Raw genomic sequence first — 17,712 nt, 5'->3', positions numbered from 1 at the left:
TGGAATTGACCTCTATTCAATCATCAGAGGTTTCCCGCAGTCTTGCCATGGCGACACCCGAGAAGTCAGCGCGTGCGATCTACGTTGCCTTGGAAGAAAACAGGGTTTGCCAAGCAATGCAGTGCGCCTGATCCATCACGTACTTCGATAGCCGCCCAATCATAATCCGGCTTTGGTTTAAATGGCACCAGGGCCCTACCGCGCGCGCCGTGCGCTATCACATCAGACCTGACCGCAGAACCGGGATCATCCGTGGGACGTTTGAGCAGGACAATTGCGTCCTCCGGGCAAGCGTGCCACTCGACCAACAAGCGGGTTGGTTTAATCGCCAGTTCCTGTCCCATGAGCGTTGTGTTTTCGCTGTCTGGATGCGTCACACCAAGCTTCGGGCCGGAACTGAGATAAAGCCGACCGGCTTGAATGGCGGCACAGATGGCATCTTGTGAAAGTGCCTCGGCCTGCACCACGTTGTAACCGGGGCGCTGATCCTTCTCGAAGGGAGCGTGGATGTCACTGCCCGCGGTCGCCACTAGCCGGTGGCCGAGGGAGAGCCAGCCGTAGTAAAGCGACAGAGCCGCATCGTTGTTCGCTATGCCCGACCAATCGCCGTTCCAGACCTCGACCACTTTCGCAACACCCGGCATCACTTCAGGGTATTTCCAGTCGCAGCCCGAACAATAGGGGAAGCCCACATGGGTGGGGTGCGCGATGATGAATAGCTTACCTTTGTCGATCTCTTCCGCGGCGATGGATCCTATGGTGCGATCCTTGCTGACACGCCAATCAACAAAGTCATGCTCTCCAATCGTCAGGCAATGGCCCCAGAATGTCGTCAGCTCGGTGCCACCCATGACCAGCAGATCGTCATCGGCGAGTGACTGGCATTCCGCGATGCCCGAGGGGGTGTTGTGGTCTGTCAGAGTTGCGAAATCGAGGTTCTGTTGCCGCGCGTAATCCACGAAGTCGAGGACGTCCCAAGGGGCATCGGAATGGAGCGAATGCCCATGCAGATCGCCGCGATACCAACCTGGCCCGCGCGGGTTGCAGGCTGCTGGGACGAAAGGGAGGGCGGGTGCGGTTTGCGGCGCGCTGTCGGTTCGGATCGAAAGGCGGTAGTCGACGCTGCTCGGTGGCATGATGCGGTGAACGTCGATGCTGACTGTCCATGTGCCGGGATGCAGGGGGCCGGGGACGTAGCCTTTGGAGGCCCCCATGTCTTTCAGAACGATGTGATGATCGGGATTGTTGTGCCGCGCGCCGCGTCCCGTGAAAGGATCATAGAGACTGAGGCTGACTTCGTTCGAAAACGAACTGCCAACAGGCGTTACGGGTGCATAGTCGAAGTCGATCTCGATCACCGTTGTGCCGGGTGGCACCTCGAATTGATGTTCGATATGGGACTGCATCTGATCGGGCGTGATCCTGCCGCTCTGACGCATGGCGATGCCGGCGTCCTGCTCCATCAGATCAATCCGTCGCCCTGTGCTGCCGCGAACAGGGCGCACTTGGTGCCGATGAAATTCTTGCCGCGTTGGCCAAGGAATGCATCTTCGATGATGGCTTCCGCTTCGGGTCGATCAACGCCGTAGTCCTTGAAGCTGAGGCCAACCCCCATGCCGCGCAACGCGGCGGCGAGTTGATCGGCGCCCGCATTTCTCTCTTGCCCGAATAACTCGTCAAGGGCCGTGTCACGGAATCCGCACAGTGGCGGCAGTGATCTCAGGATCGTCGGCAGGGTGAACGAGCAGGCAATGCCATGCGCCACGCCATAGCGCAGCGTGACGGGATAGCTGATGTTATGGGCAATCGCGGTTTTTGTGTTCGAGAATGCCAATCCAGCGCTAAGCGCAGCCTCGGCCATGCTGGTGCGTAAGGGCAAGTCATCGGGGGATGATAGCAGCTTGGGCAAATCTCGAAGGATCGTTCGTGCCGCAAAAACCGCATGGCGTGCCGACACCGGGTTGGCGTTCTTGTTCCAGATGCTTTCCAGGGCATGGGACAGGGCGTCAAGCCCGGTGGTTCGTGTCAGTTCACGGGATTTGCCAAGCGTGAGTGCTGGATCGACAACGGCGGTGCGAGGATAGAAATCAACATGGGCTAGCGAATATTTCGCACCCTCCGCCTCGTCCCAGATCGTGGCCCAGCAAGTGACTTCGCTGCCAGTACCCGCCGTGGTGGGCACGGCGATCAACGGGGGTGGTGACAGGTCGCCGGAAACCACGCCCGCGCGAACTTGGGTCATGAGCGCGTCAAATCCGTACCGTCCGGCGGCAAGCACTTTCGCCGTGTCGATGACCGATCCGCCGCCGATTGCTACGATCAGGTCCATGGCGCCTTGTAGGCCCCAAAACCGGTCTATCTGTGCTTTCAAGTTGCTGCAATCGGGATTGGGAAGCACGTCATTGACGGTGATCGCGGGCGCATGCGCCGCCTTGGCCAGTTGCCCCGTCAGACCTGCAAAAGACGGTTCGTCATAGGTCACCAGAGCATAACGCGCGGTGCCGATGCATTCAGCCAGGGTTGCTATCGCATCACCGCCAAACCTTACATCTACGGGGTTGTGATAACTCCAGCTATGAGTCATGTCGGGTGGTCCCTCTCAGCACGGGGGTCAGTTCCTGATTATGCACGCGGATCGGAAGCGAACTGTCCAACAGGCGATCACTCAAAAGCCGTATCACCGCTTCGGCCTGGGCTTCGATGTTCTGGCGGATGGTCGACAAGTTGTATGCCACCCAGGCGGCCTGTTCGATGTCGTCGTAGCCCAGAACCTGGATGTCCTTCGGCACATTCAGCCCGAGATCGGTCCGTAAACCGTCCAACGCGCCAATCGCCATCAGGTCGGTTGCGCAGAACAGCCCGTCTATACTTTTCAAATCGGCCCGGCCAAAGCGCGCAATGGATGATCGCGAGTCGTCGTAGGTTTGGTCCGTCGCCAGAATTTCCACGCAAAGAAGGTTCTGGGCTTTCGCCTCGGCGACGAATGCATCTGCCCGGCCGGACACCGAATAGGTTCGGTTCCGCGGCATCAGGCAGCCCAGTCGGGTCGCGCCGCATTTCACCAGAAGGTCAACCGCCAGCGCGCCGCTTTCCTCGTTGTTGGCAATCACGCGGTCCCCCCAGTTTGAAGCACCGGCCCGGTTCACCATGACGACCGGAAGTCCGAAAACGCGGCATTCCTCGATCAGAGCGCGGGGTGGAGAACCATCGGTCACGATGATGCCTGCAACACTGTAACCCAGCAGGGATTCGATCAGGCGTGCAAGGTCATCGGGCGTCTCGGCGGTGATCAGCATAGGTTTCAGGTTTTGACGGATCAGCGCCTCGCTCAACAATCGCACCTGCCGTGACCTCAGGGGCGTGTCGAGCAGTGAGCAGACGATGCCGACAATACCGGAGTGCTTTTGCTGCAATCCCCGTGCCAGAGAATTGACGCGATAGCCCAATTCTGACGCGGCTCGTTCAACCTTCTTGCGGGTTTCTGTCGAAATATGCGCGCCTGGCGTGAAAGCACGGGACACCGCTGAGCGTGATACGCCCGCCAGTTCTGCGACGTCAAACGACGTCGGTTTGCGATTGAAGGCTTTAGCCATCTCGAAGCTGGGATCGCACAAAACGGGCGAATTCAAACGGATGATTTAGGTTGAACCGGTTAGGGCGCATGGCCAGCATCTGGCCGAACACCTCCGGATCACTTTTCATATACGCGATCATCGAACGGATCTTGCTGCCTCGCAGGCTGGCGATTTCGGCTGGATTGTCGCCGGGAAGAAACTCGATCAAGTCGGCATCGAAATCAGCGATGCTGTCGGCCAGCGTCGGATAATCCTGCCGTCGCGACATTATCTGAGCGTCGGCGCTGAGATCACGCAACTCAAGCAGATAATCGCGGTTGAACGACCAGAAGAACACGCGATCCAGCAGGCCAGCCTCGATCACCTTGGCCAGAACCGGCCCCGGGGGGGCAGATTTGAATTCGAGGTAGGCACGCCCGTGATAGCGTTGCAGCAGAGCCAAGACCTCGTTGAGGATCGGGATCTTCGTGCCCGCGAAATGCGGATCGAACCACGCCCCGGCGTCCAGGTCGCGCAGTTCAGCCAACGAGCGGTCGCAGACCGGGCCGGTGCCGTTGGTGGTGCGGTCCAACGTCGGGTCGTGGATCACCACGATCTCTCCGTCCGTGGTGATGTGCAGATCGACCTCGATGAAATCGAACCCACCAGCCAGCGCGCATTCCAGCGCGGGCAGCGTGTTTTCCGGCGCGATCCGGTTTGCGCCGCGATGGCAGACAATCTCGAAAGGCTGATTGGCGGGCGCGCGAAACGGGTTCACCAGTTCTGGCATGTCCGAACAGATGCCAGTGACCGGTTTGGTGCGAATCGCGGCCATGCGATCCGGGTCTTCTTCGTGCCAAAGAACCACCCCTTTGCCGTCAGCGAAAGCGCGGTCGAACAGGGCCGGGGTCAGCGTGTCTTGCGGCCGCGGCAAATGCTCCCAGCACAGATGGATGATATCGGCGTCCGGCGCGTGCTCATGCAGGTCGGCCCCCATCGGCACCAGCCCGGCGACCGGATAAGTGCTGCCTGCGTCCTTCAGGGTCTGCACAATCTCGGGGCTGAAGGCACCGATGATGACCGGTTCGATTTTCGCATCCTGTAACAGGTGCAGCGTCGCCAGCGCCGCGTCGGCGTCCTTGATGTCCGCGTAAATGCCTGCGCCAAGCTCTGCTGCCAGCGCAACAACTTCGGTCAGGTCAGGGCAGTCGGGCATGGCGGTGCGCAACTCATCGCGGGTCATCTCGGCCAGTTTCGCGCCATCGGCGAGCGTCGCATCGTGATGCACCACGGGTTGCCCGTCAGCTGTGGCGCGAATGTCGACTTCCCACATATCCGCACCCAGATCGGCGGCCTTGCGGAAGGCGGCCAGCGTGTTGGCGGGCGCATAGGCCGAGGCGCCGCGATGCGCTATGGAATAGGGGCGTGGTGGGATCGGCTGGCTGGTCACAACCGTTGTCCGTCGGGCGCGAAGGCGAGGATGCGGTCGGTGGCGACGCCCCAGTTCACCCTCTGGCCGATCTTGAACGGTTCTCCGGTCGGCAGGATCGCGCGGATATCGCCGCCGACGTCCAGCCGCACATCGACCAGTTCTTCGCGGCCCTGCGGTTCGACAAAGATGATCTCTCCCTTCAGCCCGGACCCGTGTTGAGGGCCGAAGTGTTCCGGCCGGATGCCCAGAACCATGTCGCCCACTGCGTCCAGACCAGCAGGGCGGGCGAGCGTTTGTTTGCCGCCCAACGTCAGGGCTTCACCAGCCTCAGCCGATAGGAACGAAATCGGCGGGTTGCCCAAGAACCCGGCGACGAATTGCGACTGCGGGTTGGCGTACATCTGCTCGGGCGTGTCCAACTGGACAATCTTGCCGTCCCGCATCAGGGCAATGCGGTCGCACATCGACATCGCCTCGACCTGATCATGGGTCACGAGGATCGCGGTGATGCCCGTCTCTCGCTGGATGCGCCGGATTTCCGATCGCATTTCCAACCGCAGTTTCGCGTCGAGGTTCGCCAGCGGTTCGTCCAGCAGCAGAACTTCTGGCTTGCGGATCATTGCGCGGGCGAGCGCGACGCGCTGTTGCTGGCCACCGGACAGTTGCGCCGGGCGACGGGCCAGCAACTCACCGATCTGGACCAGCTCGGCCAGCCGGGCGACCTCCTTCTTGATCTCGGCCTTGGCGAGCTTCTGCACTTTCAGCGGAAAGCCGATGTTCTGTTCCACGGTCATATGTGGGTAGAGCGCATAATTCTGGAACACGACCCCGACCGAGCGCTGCTGCGCCGGCACCGAGGTGACGTCATTGTCGCCGAAATGAAGCGTCCCGCCCGACATCTTGTGGATGCCGCAGATCGCGAACAGCGTTGTCGACTTGCCGCACCCCGATGGGCCGAGCAGGGCCATCATCTCGCCGCTGTTCACGGTCAGATCCATGTCCTTGATAACCGTGACGTCGCCAAAGCTTTTGGTGAAATTGTCTAGCCTGAGTTCCATCAGCCCTTCGTGCCTCCGCCATAAATATTCATGAGCTGTTTCTGAAACAGCAGGTACACAACGATGACCGGGATCGAATAAAACATACCGATCGCTTTAAAGAGGCCAAAGTCAGCTGTGGTGTCGTCTTGGATAACCGCGTTCATGTAGGTGGCCAGCACCTGCGTGCTTGACCCCGGTGCCAGCACCAATGGCAGCACAAACTCGGACCAGCCCGACAGAAACGAGATGATCAGCAATGCGGCCAGCCCCGGTTTCACCTGTGGCAGCACCAACTCCCACCAGACGCGAAAACGGGACGCGCCGTCTTGTACGCCCGCCATCTCGATCTCCCACGGGACGGTGTCGTAGAAGCCTTTCATGATCCAGACGCCGAAGGGCAGTTCCAGCGAGGCTTTGACCAGAATGATGCCCAGAAGGCTGTCGAACAGGCCCATGAATTGCAGGATGATAAAGATCGCGATGATCAGGGTGATCGTCGGGAACGCGTGCAGGATGATCAGGCCACCCAGGAAGTAAGGCCGCCCGGGCATGTTCAGCCGCGACAGCGCATAGCCCGCCGTGGTCGACAGTCCGGTAACGCCGATTGCAGTCGCCGTGGCGAACAGGAAGGTGTTGAAGGTGACCTCCCAGATCGACGGACGCCCGGGGTCTATCCGCTCCCAAAGGAAGCGCCAGTTAGAGACATCGATTTTGCCCGGCCAAAGTGAACCGGCATCCGGGCGGGCGATGCTTTCGATGACCTGAAAGACATACATAATGACCAGCGGGGTCGAGAATACCGCGAGGATCGCGACCAGATGCCAGATGCGCGAATTGCCGGTCATTGCTCGATCCTCGGCTTGGCCAACAAGTCTTTGAAGTTGAACAGCCGCAGGTAGAGGGCCGACAGCGCGATGCCGATGAACACCAGCACCAGTGCATAAGCCGCGCCCAGCCCGTACTGCAGGTTGCCGCCGTAGTTATTGAGCGCGGTGTGGAAGGCCGCGAGCGCCCAGACTTCGGTTCCGCGCCCCGGTCCACCATCGGTGGCCAGCAGGATGTACTCGAACGAGGTCAGCAGGCTGAGTGTTTGGTACGAGGTCATGAACAGGATCGGCCAGCGCATTTGCGGCAGGATGATATGGCGCACCTGCTGCCAGCGGTTCGCGCCGTCCACTTCCGACGCATATAGCATCGAAGTCGGGATCGCCTTGATCGCCGAGGAAAACAGGATCATGCCCAGCGAGGCTCCGACAAATCCGTTGATCAGGACCACCACCGTCCAGGCGTGCCCGGTTGTCTGCATCATCCAGTTCTGCGGCGGCACTCCGAACCAGCCGGTCACGGTCGAAAGAAAGCCGGTGTCCCAGGTGAACCAATTCCACATCAGCACATAGAGGACCGGCGGCAGGATGCGCGGCAGGAACCAGATCGCGCGGAATGTATTGGCCAGTTTGCCCGGCAGATAAAAGGTCGAGATTGCCAGGAACAGACCGAACAGGATGTTGAACGCCAGCGTGCAGACGACGTAAAACGCCGTGTTCAAAGCAAATCGCAGTGTCGATGGCAATTCGAGCAGCAGTTTGAAGTTGTCGTTCGTCCAACCCCAGCCTGTATAGGCGACACCGGTCAGGGCATCATGGTCAGCAGCGTCGATCCCGGTTGAGGTCAGAGCTTCGCGAAATGCGACCTCGTCGGGATAGCGTTCGCCGACGATGGTGACCGCGAACAGATCGGCGGCGGCTTTGCGGTCGCGGGTGCGGCGGATCGGGTCGTCGAGGTCTTTTAGCAAGCGCTCTAGCTCGCGGCGCGAGCCGAAAGTCGCGTCCATATGATCGTCGCGCAGCTCGTCCGCTGCATCGTCGCTGAATTGGTCGGCCAGTGCAGTCAGACCCGCCTCGGTGATCTGAAACCCGGCGGATTCAAGTTTCTCGACCGATGGCGCGCTGATCCCGGCCTCGGGTAGGCTGCGCAGCTGGTCGGTATTGATCCGGTAGTCCCCACCCATGATCCCGGTCGAGGTCGACATATTGGTGAACGCGAACACCACAGTCAGCAAGACCGGCAGCAGGAAGAAGATGAACACGGCAATCAGTGCAGGTGCAAGAAAGCCGATCCCCAAAGCACGAGAGGTCATGTCGCTTGGTCCCCTGGATTAGGTGGAGTGGTTTGGCAGGCGCGTGTCGAATGGCAGGCCTTGTTGGGCAAGGCGCAGGTTTGCGCCTTGCCCGATGGGTTTAGATCAGCGAACGATCAGGTCGTCGCCAATGGTGGCACGCATCTGCGTCTCGACCTCGGCCACGGCTTCTTCCGGAGTTTGCACGCCGGTCCAGGCTGCTTCCAACCCACGGAACATCGCTTCCGAGAAAGCGCCATACTGCAGGTGGTTGGGCTGTGCATTGGCAGACCCAAGCAAAACCTCGGTCGCCTCGGATGCCCAGCGGTTGCCACGATACAGGTCAACACCTTCCTGTGCCTGCGCCACCGCCAGGTGGTTCGACTTGATCGCGTGCAGCGTGTTCAGGCGCGGCTCGGTTGCGATTGCAATCAGCTGTGCCGCAACTTCTTCGATCCGCTCATCTTCCTGGTTCATCACCAGATAAACCAGAGGATGGGTGATCGTGTTCGCACGTCCAGCGTCATTACCCGATGGGATCAGCGAAAACTGGATCGTGTTCCAGAAGTCGTCGTTGCCTTCACGCGCATAGCGCCCGAAGTGCCAGGTGCCGCCATGCCAGAAAGCTGCACGACCGTTGGCGACCTCGTTGTACCACTGGTCCCACTCGGTCCCGATGTGGTTCTTGCGGGTCACCCCTGCGGCAACGGCATCGACAAAGAACTGATAGAATTCAGTCATCGCAGCTTTGTCGAGCACCAGCTTGCCGCTGTCTGCATCCATCAACTCACCGCCAAAGGACTGATAGAACTGCGCATAGTCCGGGCCGTTGGAGACGCGCGGATAAAAGCCATAGCCTTCTTCCACAGCGCCCATATCGACCGCCTTCTTGGCGTCTTCTAGAACGTTGGCCAGCGTGTACTCGCCACTGGCAACCTTGCCGGGCAGAGCGTCGATGTCGTCTTCGCTATACCCGATCTGGGTCAGCGTATCGCGCCAGAAGAAGAACGGACGCGACTCGGCGTCCTGCGGAACACCCCACTGGGTGCCACCGGATGCGGCGATCTCCATCAGGTTCGGATAAACGTTGCTCAGCGGCCAGGCGTCGAGGTCTACGTAGTCTTCTACTGCGACGATATAGCCAGCCTGGCTCCACGGAGTGATGTCCAGGTGCGAGGTCACGACAATACTTGGCGCGGTGCCTGCTTCAGCGCCCAGTGTCACGCCCTGCTTGAATTCGTCCCAGCCGGTGAAGTCACGTCGGCCATCGACTGTGATGTTCAGCTCTTGCCCAAGGATCGCAGCTTCGCGTTCCAGAATGTCGGCGGCAATTTCGATCGCTTCGATGCGATAACTGTCCCCGTCGTTCGAGCCACCGGCCCAAACTGTAATGTTGATATCTTCTGCGCTCGCGACGCCAGCAAGCACCGACATGGCGCCAGCAAGTGCGATACTGTGTGATATGGTTTTCATTTCAACCTCCCTAGATGGCTATTAGCTGCACATGTGTGCAACAAGCTAGCAGATTCGGGTTGATCTGGGAAGACGTTCATTCGCACCACGCCGAATGTTTTTAATGTCGCGTGGTTCAACCGCCAGAGGTAGACTTCAAAAACCTGTCGTAAATGTCTGGAATGTCTATGTTAAAATGTTGGCATAACAGCCGGACATCGTGCCAATCCTTATCGTTAATTTCATAGCCGGTGTGAAATTGAACCAGCCATTCGGGCGGAACACAGCGAATCAGATGCCCCTGAATACGCCCCTCGCCCCTCAGGTGCTGCGCCTCGTAAGGCACGCCGCCTGCGCTGGTTTCGTCGTCATTCAGAATGTAGGAATGCACGTCGATACACCTGCCGGTGTCGTCCTCCAGCACAAAATTATGCGCCCAACTGTCCGGGCGATCCACTATGTGAAACCCGTCAGCGGTGAGCAGTGCCATTAATTCCGGCACCTGGTCTGCGGGCAGGGCGATGTCGAGATCGTTGTGTGGCCGGGTCTGACGACCCAGAAGCGCATCAACGGCCCAGCCCCCATCAATACAGATGTCCAAGCCTTTCGCGCGCGCGGCCTGCCAGAAGCTGATGACGGATGCGGCGTCCAATGTGAGCCCTCTCAAACTTCGTGCCCAGCTTTGTTTGCCCCAAGCGGTTCGCCAAGCATAGACAATCCTAGCGGTCCTCCAAAGCAACGTTCACTGAAATTCCTTGCGGCAGGAAAAATCCGGCCTTAGTCTTGTTGAGTTGAACCGCAGCCATTGCAGCCGGGAAGATGATAAACGGGGGGCACATTGAAATCCATTGTCCTGCGCCGCGACAGGTTGGCATGGCTGAAATCACAGCGCGCCCAGGCGGGCGAAAAGCCTGTGCATGGCCTCAAGCACCAACCGCCGTTCGATATCGGGGTCGCTTTCGTCGGCGGCATCAAGCTACAGAACAGGAACGTATTTGCGCGCGCGCTAACCTCAGGCGCGACTATCCGGCAGGCCAACTACGGCCATGGTCTCCGCATCACCCGCGTGCATTTTGATGCACTCCTTCACAGCAGATCCCTGGCGGCAAGCTAGCGTTGGAGATCGGCTGGATCACATTGGTGCTTTTGTCAGCAGCGCTACATCCGTTGCGCGATGTGGCGCTGAAGGGGGTTCTGTATCCAATTGCCGCATATATCGGGGTTGCGATCTGCTGGATTTTTCTCGCATTGATCCACAGCCAGATCGAGGGTCATGACCTTTCGCTTCCAGACGAGACTTGGGGATTGGTTGCGCTCTCTGCGCTCGGGCTGGTGATTTATTACTATGGAACGCTTTCGGCGCTCCGCCGAGGGGATCTTTCGGCATATTACCCGATCGTGCGCTCATCGCCTGCGGCCATCGTTGTCTTCAGCTTCCTGTTTCTGGATCAAACCTACTCTTGGATGGCGATCCTCGGCATCGCACTGGTGATTGTCGGAAGCCTGATGATCCAAAAGCCCGCGCGCGGTTTCGCCATGGATCGCCGTGCCCTGATCTTGACCGTGCTAGCGATGCTGGGTTCCGCCGCTTACACATTAACCGATTCCATCGCGATGCAGGACGTCCAGCCAGCCCTGTTTCTGTTTTACGTCTATATCATTGTGTCCGGCTTACTCTTCGCCCTCTGGTGTCGCGAAAACGCCGGACTGGCGCCCGCCTTGCGCGCAACGCTTGAGGGCTGGAAGCAGGCGCCGGTCAGAATACTTCTCGCAGGCACGATCTCATACCTTTCCTATGCGATGATCCTTTTCGCGTTTCAAAAAGGCGCAGAAGCCGCCGCCGTCAGTGCAGTGCGTCAGGTGTCGATACCAATCTCGGTCATTCTGGCCGCAGTCGCGCTGCACGAAACCCAAATTCCAAAGCGCCTCGGCTGGGCCAGTATGATTGCACTCGGGATCATTTGCATTGTGCCGCTTTGAAATCAGTGCGGCAACTGCACCGAGTTGAGCAAACACATACTCCGCATTCCCGACTGAACTCTCGAAAATGTGCCACAGCTGCCAACATCATCCGTGGTGATCGAAGGCAGGTGCCCATTGAATTCGCGACATCAACACGAATGACCGAGAGCGGCTCTGCTACAACGCTGAGAAAGGCGCGGTTTCGAAAACACCGGAATGCCGGCTTGCCGTTTGAGTCACCTCCACTTGAGCTTTCAACGAAAGCCAGAAATCCACCGAAAGCATTCTTTTTTGAAGCGCGAATCTTATTCAAGAAGCAGCCGTTGACCATGTGGACGGCAAGGTCGGGTTTGTCCGCATCTCGGTGGTCGCTGCAGACTGCAGCGAATGAGAGGTCTCGGATCCGGTGACCGCTGTCCCAGCGACGTCGCCGCCCGTTCAGGGTACTGCCTAACCCACTCAAGCCTTCGCACCACTCCGCACAACCACGCCGCCTTCAGGTGTCTCTGACCATTTCGATAGCGGTCGAACCAACCTCAACTGCGGCGCAATTCATTTTGGGCAAGCACCTGAAATAACGCGCATTTTTGAATGCGTCTCGATTTAAGTGAAGGGCGGGTGAATAGAGACGCGGGGCGTTCGGAGACCGATTTCGGCCAAAACGCCAGTCTCCGAAAGTCGGATGGCTCAGCTAAACCCCTTTGAACCAAAAAGAAAAAAGGCCCACGCTAGGGCCTCGTCTTGAGTTCGCAAATGGTTTGTGGCGGTGCTGTTAGACAAATCGGCTCAAGCATCAAAAGCCTTGAGAGCGTGCATTCTACTAAGCCATAAGAGAGCGCCACTCTGTTAGAACGGTATCTGTGTGTTTAGTCTCGTTATGCAATTTTCGTGATTGTACATTCCAGTTACAAACGCAGCTCTACCCGGCATTCAGATGGCGTTTGTCACACAGCAATGATTTAATCCCATGCCTTGGTGTGCGAAGCGATCGATATTCGGCATCTGATTTATACCGTAACCGTAAGCACTGATGGCTTTGGAAGCATGTTCGCCGGCCATAATGAAAATGATGTTTGGCGGTATTGCCCTGCTCGTCTCCAGCTGAAAAAGCCTCAAAAATCTTTCATTTGAGGTATATTTTTTATGCCCTTCAGGGTTGAGTCGATGCTCCGCTGATATTTACCTTCCCTTGGAGCACGGCCCCAGAGCTGACTTGCAGATTGGCGCTTTCCAAATTAGTCTTAGTTGTCGAGCCTTCTTTCAGATCAACACTTTTGGCGTGAATCTCTCCTGAAATACTTCCAAGGCTGACAAGATGATGCGCTTGTATGTTTCCTTGAATAAAACCACCCGAATTTATGGTCACATTTATGCAGCTGACATTCCCGACTACTCTTCCATCGACAGTCAAGTTTCCATCACTTTTAATGTCACCTTCAATAGTTAAATCTGCGCTTATTAGGGAGTCTGACATTTTTTCGATCCTTTATTGCTTTATCTTCTTGGTGAGCAAAAAATGAGCCAAAAATTCAATTGCCCAGCCATCTCCTCAACTACTACCCTGACAAATATAATAACTAGCTGCATAGCCGCTCGCCGGACTTCTAGCAGGCCATGACAGGTGTTTATAACTCAGCCAGAAGACTTAGCCGTCGTAAATTTGCGATCTAAATCGTTGCTGAGGTGCTGTCAGAATAACGAGCCCAAGCATGATTATTCATTTGACGTCTACGCATGCCCCCTGCTCTTCGCTTTTTAATTTCGCTTGCAAATTGAGAGCCAAACCTGTGCCACCAGTAGCGGACAGATTCATAGCTTACATCTACTCCACGCTCATGAGGCAGGTCCTCCACATTTCTCAAAGAGAGTGGAAATCTCACATAAAACACCACCGAAAGCTGGATGATCTCAGGGCTGGTTTTGAAATAGCGGAACGAAATTCGCATGCCTAGCCAAATAGCTAGTTACCTAGGATCGCCTCAACAAGGTGGTTTATTTTGACAGTGCAATGTCACAAAATGCATTTATTAACTTGGAGTCTTTTCGTTCTTTTAAATACGCCAAAAAATATTGAGTGCAAATTTTTACGTCATGAATAGGTATTGCACGTAGATTCGAATGGGGAATAAATTCAAAATCGGCAACAAACCCAATTCCAATACCTTGTTCTACTGCTTTCCAAATCCCCTCTCTACTACCAATTTCAAGCACCGCATGCATTGAAATTTGGTGTTCTAACAAAGCATGTTCAATCGCATTCCGAGTGGTTGACCCGAGTTCTCGTTGTATAACTTTTTGATTTTCTAGTTCCCTGATTGAAATGCTATCTTTCTCAAAAAAACAGTGGTCGGAATTTACAAAAGCCACGACATCGTGAGAGCTATATGGTATTGTTATGACATTAGAATCTGCCTTCACTTCTGCTATTATTCCCACGTCAGATTCATAATCAATTAAACGTTCAAAACTGCGTTGAGAGTTTCCTAATTGAATACTCAAATCAATGGATGGGTGTTGAGCTTTAAAAGCAGCAACCATATCCGTGGCATGAAAAGGCCCAACTGCTGCAATCCTCAAAGAGCCAGATTCCAAACCCTTGAATGAATTTAATAAATCTTTTGCTTCTGACTCATTTTGTATTAGCTGCAACGTTTTTTTGAATAGATTCTGGCCTGCAGGCGTTAATCGGCTTTGCCGCCCAACGCGCCAGAATAGTTCCACTTCATAGAAACTCTCCAAGGCCTTTACTTGCATAGAAAGTGTTGGCTGGCTGATGTTTAAAGCTCTAGCGGCAGATGAAAAACCCCCGTTTAGTGCTACAGCATGAAATGATCGCAACTCAGTGTAAAGCATAGATTTTTTATATATAAATTATTAAATTAATCAATTTGAAATATAGATTAGCTTAAGCAATAGTCTTCTTAATTCGATCCTACTATCGGATTGACCAAGGAAGATTATTATGTGGACTTATCAAAACCCGGTAGAAATGATATTTGGTAATGGAGCGTTTGCCTTGCTGCCAGAATTAATCGCCGGTCGCAGTTATGCCTTAATAACCTATCCAGACAAGTTCTTTGCTGACATTGCAGCTGAAATCAGCGCGAAAGCAGGCGATGCCCTTTTGACAATAAAGGATGTTGCCCCCAATCCAGATACAAGTCTTCTTACCGAACAATCAAAGCGATTTAAGAAACTGGCAAAAAAACCAGAGGTGATTGTTGCGCTTGGAGGAGGCTCGGTGATTGATTCTGCAAAAGTATTCGCGGCGTCCGATGGCGATTTTAATAAAGTCCTTAACATACTCCAAATGAATGATTGTGATGGTACGCTGAACACCATCCCTCTTATTGCAGTTCCAACAACTGCTGGTACTGGTAGTGAAGTGACTTGTTGGGCCACGTTGTGGAGCAGTGAAACTCAGCAGAAGTTTTCTTTGGCAGATAAAGAGCTTTATCCGGAAAAAGCGCTGATCGATCCGACATTAACACTGAAAAAGCCTCGCGATCTTACTCTTGTAACAGCACTTGATGCTTTATCGCATTCATTAGAAAGCATCTGGAACATTAATGCCAATCCTGTTTCGGCAAGATTTGCAGTTGAAGCAGCAAAAAGCATATTGCGTGATTTACCAACGCTTTTGGACAACCTAGACGATTTGGAGTTACGTACGAATATTGCGGAAGCTTCTTTAAATGCGGGTTTAGCATTTTCTAATACAAAAACGGCTATAGCCCATAACATGTCTTACCCCTTAACACTTGGTTGGGGAATACAACATGGGATCGCGTGCTCATTTACATTACCCTCTGTTTTGCAATCTGTAATTGGCATCGGTGGATTTCGTGAAAATAGCCTTAAGCAGATTTTTGGCGAAGATTTAGCCAAAGGTACTGATGACCTCACTACTTTCTTGAAGGATGTGGGAGTAGGACATCGATTTGCAGATCACCAAATATCTCCTTCAAGTTTTCAAGATATAATCGACGAAGCCTTTAAGGGTGATCGTGGTAAGAATTTCGTTGGATTAAAGGACAAACTTATGGAGGCAGCACGAGAAAGAGGCATGGTATAAAAAAGCCTTACAAATCGAGCATGATTAGAAGACTACAACTTATTTACAATTTGGGAGAAGGAAATGAATTTTTTTGTTAAAACCTTGTTGATCTCAATTGCCGTGTCGTTGCGGAAAGTGTTGAGCCGACAAACTCCTTCGGTGGAGCAAGCATCATTACGCAGATAGGACGCCTTTGTGCGGCTGCGGCACGGAAAGCTGGTGTTGTAAAAGATAGTGTGCGCTTTGCTGTAATCGGTGTGCCGGGTGTACACGACCCCGCCGATGGATCGGTGCAAATGGCACCTAATATTCCGGGCATCGACACGATTGATTTCCACTCCAGTGTAAGCGTTGAGCTTGGCTGTGATGTTGTTCTTGAAAATGATGTAAATCTCGCAGCCCTTGGCGAACAGTGGGCTGGATCCGGGATTGATTGCGATAATCTAGCCTTTATCGCAATGGGAACTGGGATCGGTGCTGGTCTAATTCTGAATGGCCAATTAATTAGGGGTGCTGCTGGAGCTGCCGGCGAATTGGGCTACGTGGCGTTTGGCGCGGACCCGTTTGATCCTGAGTCACTTCGGGTTGGCGCGTTCGAGCGCGAAGCGGGATCAATTGCACTAAAAACACGATATATGGCCTTGTCTGGCAAAAGTCTGGGCGTTCCAGAAATCTTCAACAAGGCGAATGAAGGTGATGAAAATGCGAAACAAGTGTTGCGCGATACTGCGCGGCTTGTTGCGCGTGGCATTGCCACGCTTGCTGCCATTACGGACCCAGATATCGTTGTGCTTGGCGGTTCAATTGGGCATCGATCAGAGCTGCTTATGGAAATACAAACGGCCCTAGCATTATGTTTTCCGCGCCCTCTACGCATCGAAACAAGTAAACTTGGTAAACATGCCGCCTTGATTGGTGGCGCGGCTCTTGGGCTGTCTCATTTGCATCATACGCTCTTTGCTGACGGCTTGGCTGGTGTTGATATTTCACTTCCTGAACTCCGCGCACCTGATTGGGAAGGCGCCGCGTAATGTCTGGTGGTCAACATCAAGGTATAGCGATTGCTCGCGCGACACATTGGGCGAACAAATTGATTCTCCTTAACGAACTAACGGCCGCGCTCGGCGTTGCTGAGACTGCAAGTCGGATGACTTTAGGGCTGGTTTTAAAGTAGAGAAATGGAGAATGTTTTATCATTAGAAAACGCTATAAAGTCGCTCATCCGATCTCAAGTAGTTTTCTCTGACAGTGCCCCTGCGCCACCATGATGGCTTCAGAAAAACCTGTGAAAGTTTGGGAAATGGCAAGTATGCTGAACTCTGCGCTGACTTCGGTAATGTTCACAAAAGAGATTTTTGAGCTTGGTGGACTGAACCTGCTGAATTGTTTGCTGAACCACCCATCAGACGTGTGTCGGTTAAACACAGTGTTTCACAAGAACAAAACACGCTAACAGTGTCCGTACCATTGGAGAACAAACTGCCTGTTTCAAGGAGGCAGATTCGGCGTGTGTTGGAGCGTCAAGTTCAAAAAGTGGCGCGCAAGAGAACGCAGAGTTTGGCTAGATATCCTATGGCTACGAAGCCTGTGTAAAGAACGCCACACGAGCATTTGCTTGTTTTGGATGCAAAGCAGCAGAACCCAACTGCGCAAGACAGTGGGTTAACCGATATAGCAGGTATTAGAGTAAATGAAGTTGTGGATAGTGAAACTATCGAGGAGCTAAGAGCAGAAGATTTGCCAACCAGAAATTTAGAAAGTGTGGTCAAGCGTCGAAAATAACTAGCTGTGCAGAGAAATATATCAAGAATGTTGTTTTAGGAGAGTTCCCAAAGAGGGACGGGTGATAAAATGTTTGCCTATTTCAAGGTCATGCTGAACATATTCCTGAACTAGTTCACGGCCGCTCTAGGAATATTTTTGGCAGATTTATAATACCCTCTCTCCAAAAATACTGTATTAGCTTCTGCTAGGGTGAGCAAAGTATGATCATAAACCTCAATGCCGTCCTTTGTCTGCAAGTTCGAAGAGTCCAATCTCATCGACCTTTGAAGATGTCGACTTTAGTCTCTAGCCACTTTCTCTGGGAAAAGTCTTTT

The 17,712-nt window shown here is 54.5% G+C and carries 15 protein-coding genes and 1 pseudogene; 5 read left to right on the top strand and 11 right to left on the bottom strand.

Annotated features, from left to right (window positions below):
* Positions 1-65: 65 nt before the first annotated feature.
* The 9 genes from GN241_02310 to GN241_02270 all read right to left on the bottom strand — a co-directional run bounded on the left by GN241_02310 (position 66) and on the right by GN241_02270 (position 10,333).
* Positions 66-1,463 (bottom strand): phosphotransferase, encoded by a 1,398-nt coding sequence (locus GN241_02310; GenBank protein XAT56291.1) that lies wholly within the window; start codon positions 1,461-1,463, stop codon positions 66-68.
* Positions 1,463-2,584 carry an iron-containing alcohol dehydrogenase gene (locus GN241_02305; protein XAT56290.1) on the bottom strand — a complete coding sequence of 374 codons (1,122 nt, stop codon included), beginning with the start codon at positions 2,582-2,584 and terminating at the stop codon, positions 1,463-1,465. The genes GN241_02310 and GN241_02305 overlap by 1 nt, the downstream gene beginning before the upstream one ends.
* Complete coding sequence (locus GN241_02300) at positions 2,574-3,593, bottom strand: LacI family DNA-binding transcriptional regulator (protein XAT56289.1); 1,020 nt, start codon at positions 3,591-3,593, stop codon at positions 2,574-2,576. The genes GN241_02305 and GN241_02300 overlap by 11 nt, the downstream gene beginning before the upstream one ends.
* Positions 3,586-5,004, bottom strand: a complete 1,419-nt coding sequence (locus tag GN241_02295; GenBank protein XAT56288.1) for a hypothetical protein — start codon at positions 5,002-5,004, stop codon at positions 3,586-3,588. The genes GN241_02300 and GN241_02295 overlap by 8 nt, the downstream gene beginning before the upstream one ends.
* The gene (locus tag GN241_02290; protein XAT56287.1) at positions 5,001-6,044 is read right to left on the bottom strand and encodes an ATP-binding cassette domain-containing protein; all 1,044 of its coding nucleotides are present in this window, start codon (positions 6,042-6,044) and stop codon (positions 5,001-5,003) included. The genes GN241_02295 and GN241_02290 overlap by 4 nt, the downstream gene beginning before the upstream one ends.
* Positions 6,044-6,871, bottom strand: a complete 828-nt coding sequence (locus GN241_02285) for an ABC transporter permease subunit (protein XAT56286.1) — start codon at positions 6,869-6,871, stop codon at positions 6,044-6,046. The genes GN241_02290 and GN241_02285 overlap by 1 nt, the downstream gene beginning before the upstream one ends.
* Positions 6,868-8,163, bottom strand: a complete 1,296-nt coding sequence (locus GN241_02280; GenBank protein XAT56285.1) for an ABC transporter permease subunit — start codon at positions 8,161-8,163, stop codon at positions 6,868-6,870. Before GN241_02280 ends, GN241_02285 begins: the two co-directional genes overlap by 4 nt.
* 105 nt (positions 8,164-8,268) lie before the next feature.
* The gene (locus GN241_02275) at positions 8,269-9,615 is read right to left on the bottom strand and encodes an extracellular solute-binding protein (protein ID XAT56284.1); all 1,347 of its coding nucleotides are present in this window, start codon (positions 9,613-9,615) and stop codon (positions 8,269-8,271) included.
* A gap of 115 nt (positions 9,616-9,730) precedes the next feature.
* Entirely contained in the window at positions 9,731-10,333 is a 603-nt protein-coding gene (locus tag GN241_02270) for an aminoglycoside nucleotidyltransferase (protein ID XAT56283.1), read from the bottom strand.
* 99 nt (positions 10,334-10,432) lie between these two features.
* On the opposite strand from GN241_02270, the gene GN241_02265 reads away from it, so the two are divergent.
* Together GN241_02265 and GN241_02260 are read left to right on the top strand one after the other, a co-directional pair.
* The gene (locus tag GN241_02265; GenBank protein XAT56282.1) at positions 10,433-10,708 is read left to right on the top strand and encodes a hypothetical protein; all 276 of its coding nucleotides are present in this window, start codon (positions 10,433-10,435) and stop codon (positions 10,706-10,708) included.
* Between the two features lie 2 nt (positions 10,709-10,710).
* Positions 10,711-11,574 carry an EamA family transporter gene (locus GN241_02260; protein XAT56281.1) on the top strand — a complete coding sequence of 288 codons (864 nt, stop codon included), beginning with the start codon at positions 10,711-10,713 and terminating at the stop codon, positions 11,572-11,574.
* 1,132 nt (positions 11,575-12,706) lie between these two features.
* Here GN241_02260 and GN241_02255 read toward each other — a convergent pair.
* Positions 12,707-13,030, bottom strand: a complete 324-nt coding sequence (locus tag GN241_02255; GenBank protein ID XAT56280.1) for a hypothetical protein — start codon at positions 13,028-13,030, stop codon at positions 12,707-12,709.
* Positions 13,031-13,548: 518 nt separating this feature from the next.
* Complete coding sequence (locus GN241_02250; GenBank protein ID XAT56279.1) at positions 13,549-14,409, bottom strand: LysR family transcriptional regulator; 861 nt, start codon at positions 14,407-14,409, stop codon at positions 13,549-13,551.
* A gap of 106 nt (positions 14,410-14,515) precedes the next feature.
* Between GN241_02250 and GN241_02245 the strand changes: the two genes are divergently transcribed.
* From GN241_02245 to GN241_02235, 3 genes and pseudogenes are all read left to right on the top strand, one after another.
* On the top strand, positions 14,516-15,631 hold the full coding sequence (locus GN241_02245) for an iron-containing alcohol dehydrogenase (protein ID XAT56278.1): 1,116 nt from the start codon (positions 14,516-14,518) through the stop codon (positions 15,629-15,631).
* Between the two features lie 152 nt (positions 15,632-15,783).
* Positions 15,784-16,644 carry an ROK family protein gene (locus GN241_02240; GenBank protein ID XAT56277.1) on the top strand — a complete coding sequence of 287 codons (861 nt, stop codon included), beginning with the start codon at positions 15,784-15,786 and terminating at the stop codon, positions 16,642-16,644.
* A pseudogene (locus tag GN241_02235) lies at positions 16,638-16,754 on the top strand (sugar ABC transporter ATP-binding protein). Before GN241_02240 ends, GN241_02235 begins: the two are co-directional and overlap by 7 nt.
* Positions 16,755-17,712: the final 958 nt, after the last annotated feature.

This window comes from Rhodobacteraceae bacterium IMCC1335 (assembly GCA_039640495.1).
In the GTDB taxonomy this organism is placed as follows: domain Bacteria; phylum Pseudomonadota; class Alphaproteobacteria; order Rhodobacterales; family Rhodobacteraceae; genus Thalassovivens.
Note: the sequence above shows the minus strand (reverse complement) of the source record. Positions and strands in the feature narration are given on the sequence as shown.

Excerpts from the sequence above, each read along its gene's own strand:
- GN241_02275 (XAT56284.1), bottom strand. The coding sequence starts at position 9,615 with ATGAAAACCATATCACACAGTATCGCACTTGCTGGCGCCATGTCGGTG.
- GN241_02250 (XAT56279.1), bottom strand. The coding sequence starts at position 14,409 with ATGCTTTACACTGAGTTGCGATCATTTCATGCTGTAGCACTAAACGGG.
- GN241_02290 (XAT56287.1), bottom strand. The coding sequence starts at position 6,044 with ATGGAACTCAGGCTAGACAATTTCACCAAAAGCTTTGGCGACGTCACG.
- GN241_02285 (XAT56286.1), bottom strand. The coding sequence starts at position 6,871 with ATGACCGGCAATTCGCGCATCTGGCATCTGGTCGCGATCCTCGCGGTA.
- GN241_02300 (XAT56289.1), bottom strand. The coding sequence starts at position 3,593 with ATGGCTAAAGCCTTCAATCGCAAACCGACGTCGTTTGACGTCGCAGAA.
- GN241_02280 (XAT56285.1), bottom strand. The coding sequence starts at position 8,163 with ATGACCTCTCGTGCTTTGGGGATCGGCTTTCTTGCACCTGCACTGATT.
- GN241_02255 (XAT56280.1), bottom strand. The coding sequence starts at position 13,030 with ATGTCAGACTCCCTAATAAGCGCAGATTTAACTATTGAAGGTGACATT.
- GN241_02305 (XAT56290.1), bottom strand. The coding sequence starts at position 2,584 with ATGACTCATAGCTGGAGTTATCACAACCCCGTAGATGTAAGGTTTGGC.
- GN241_02310 (XAT56291.1), bottom strand. The coding sequence starts at position 1,463 with ATGGAGCAGGACGCCGGCATCGCCATGCGTCAGAGCGGCAGGATCACG.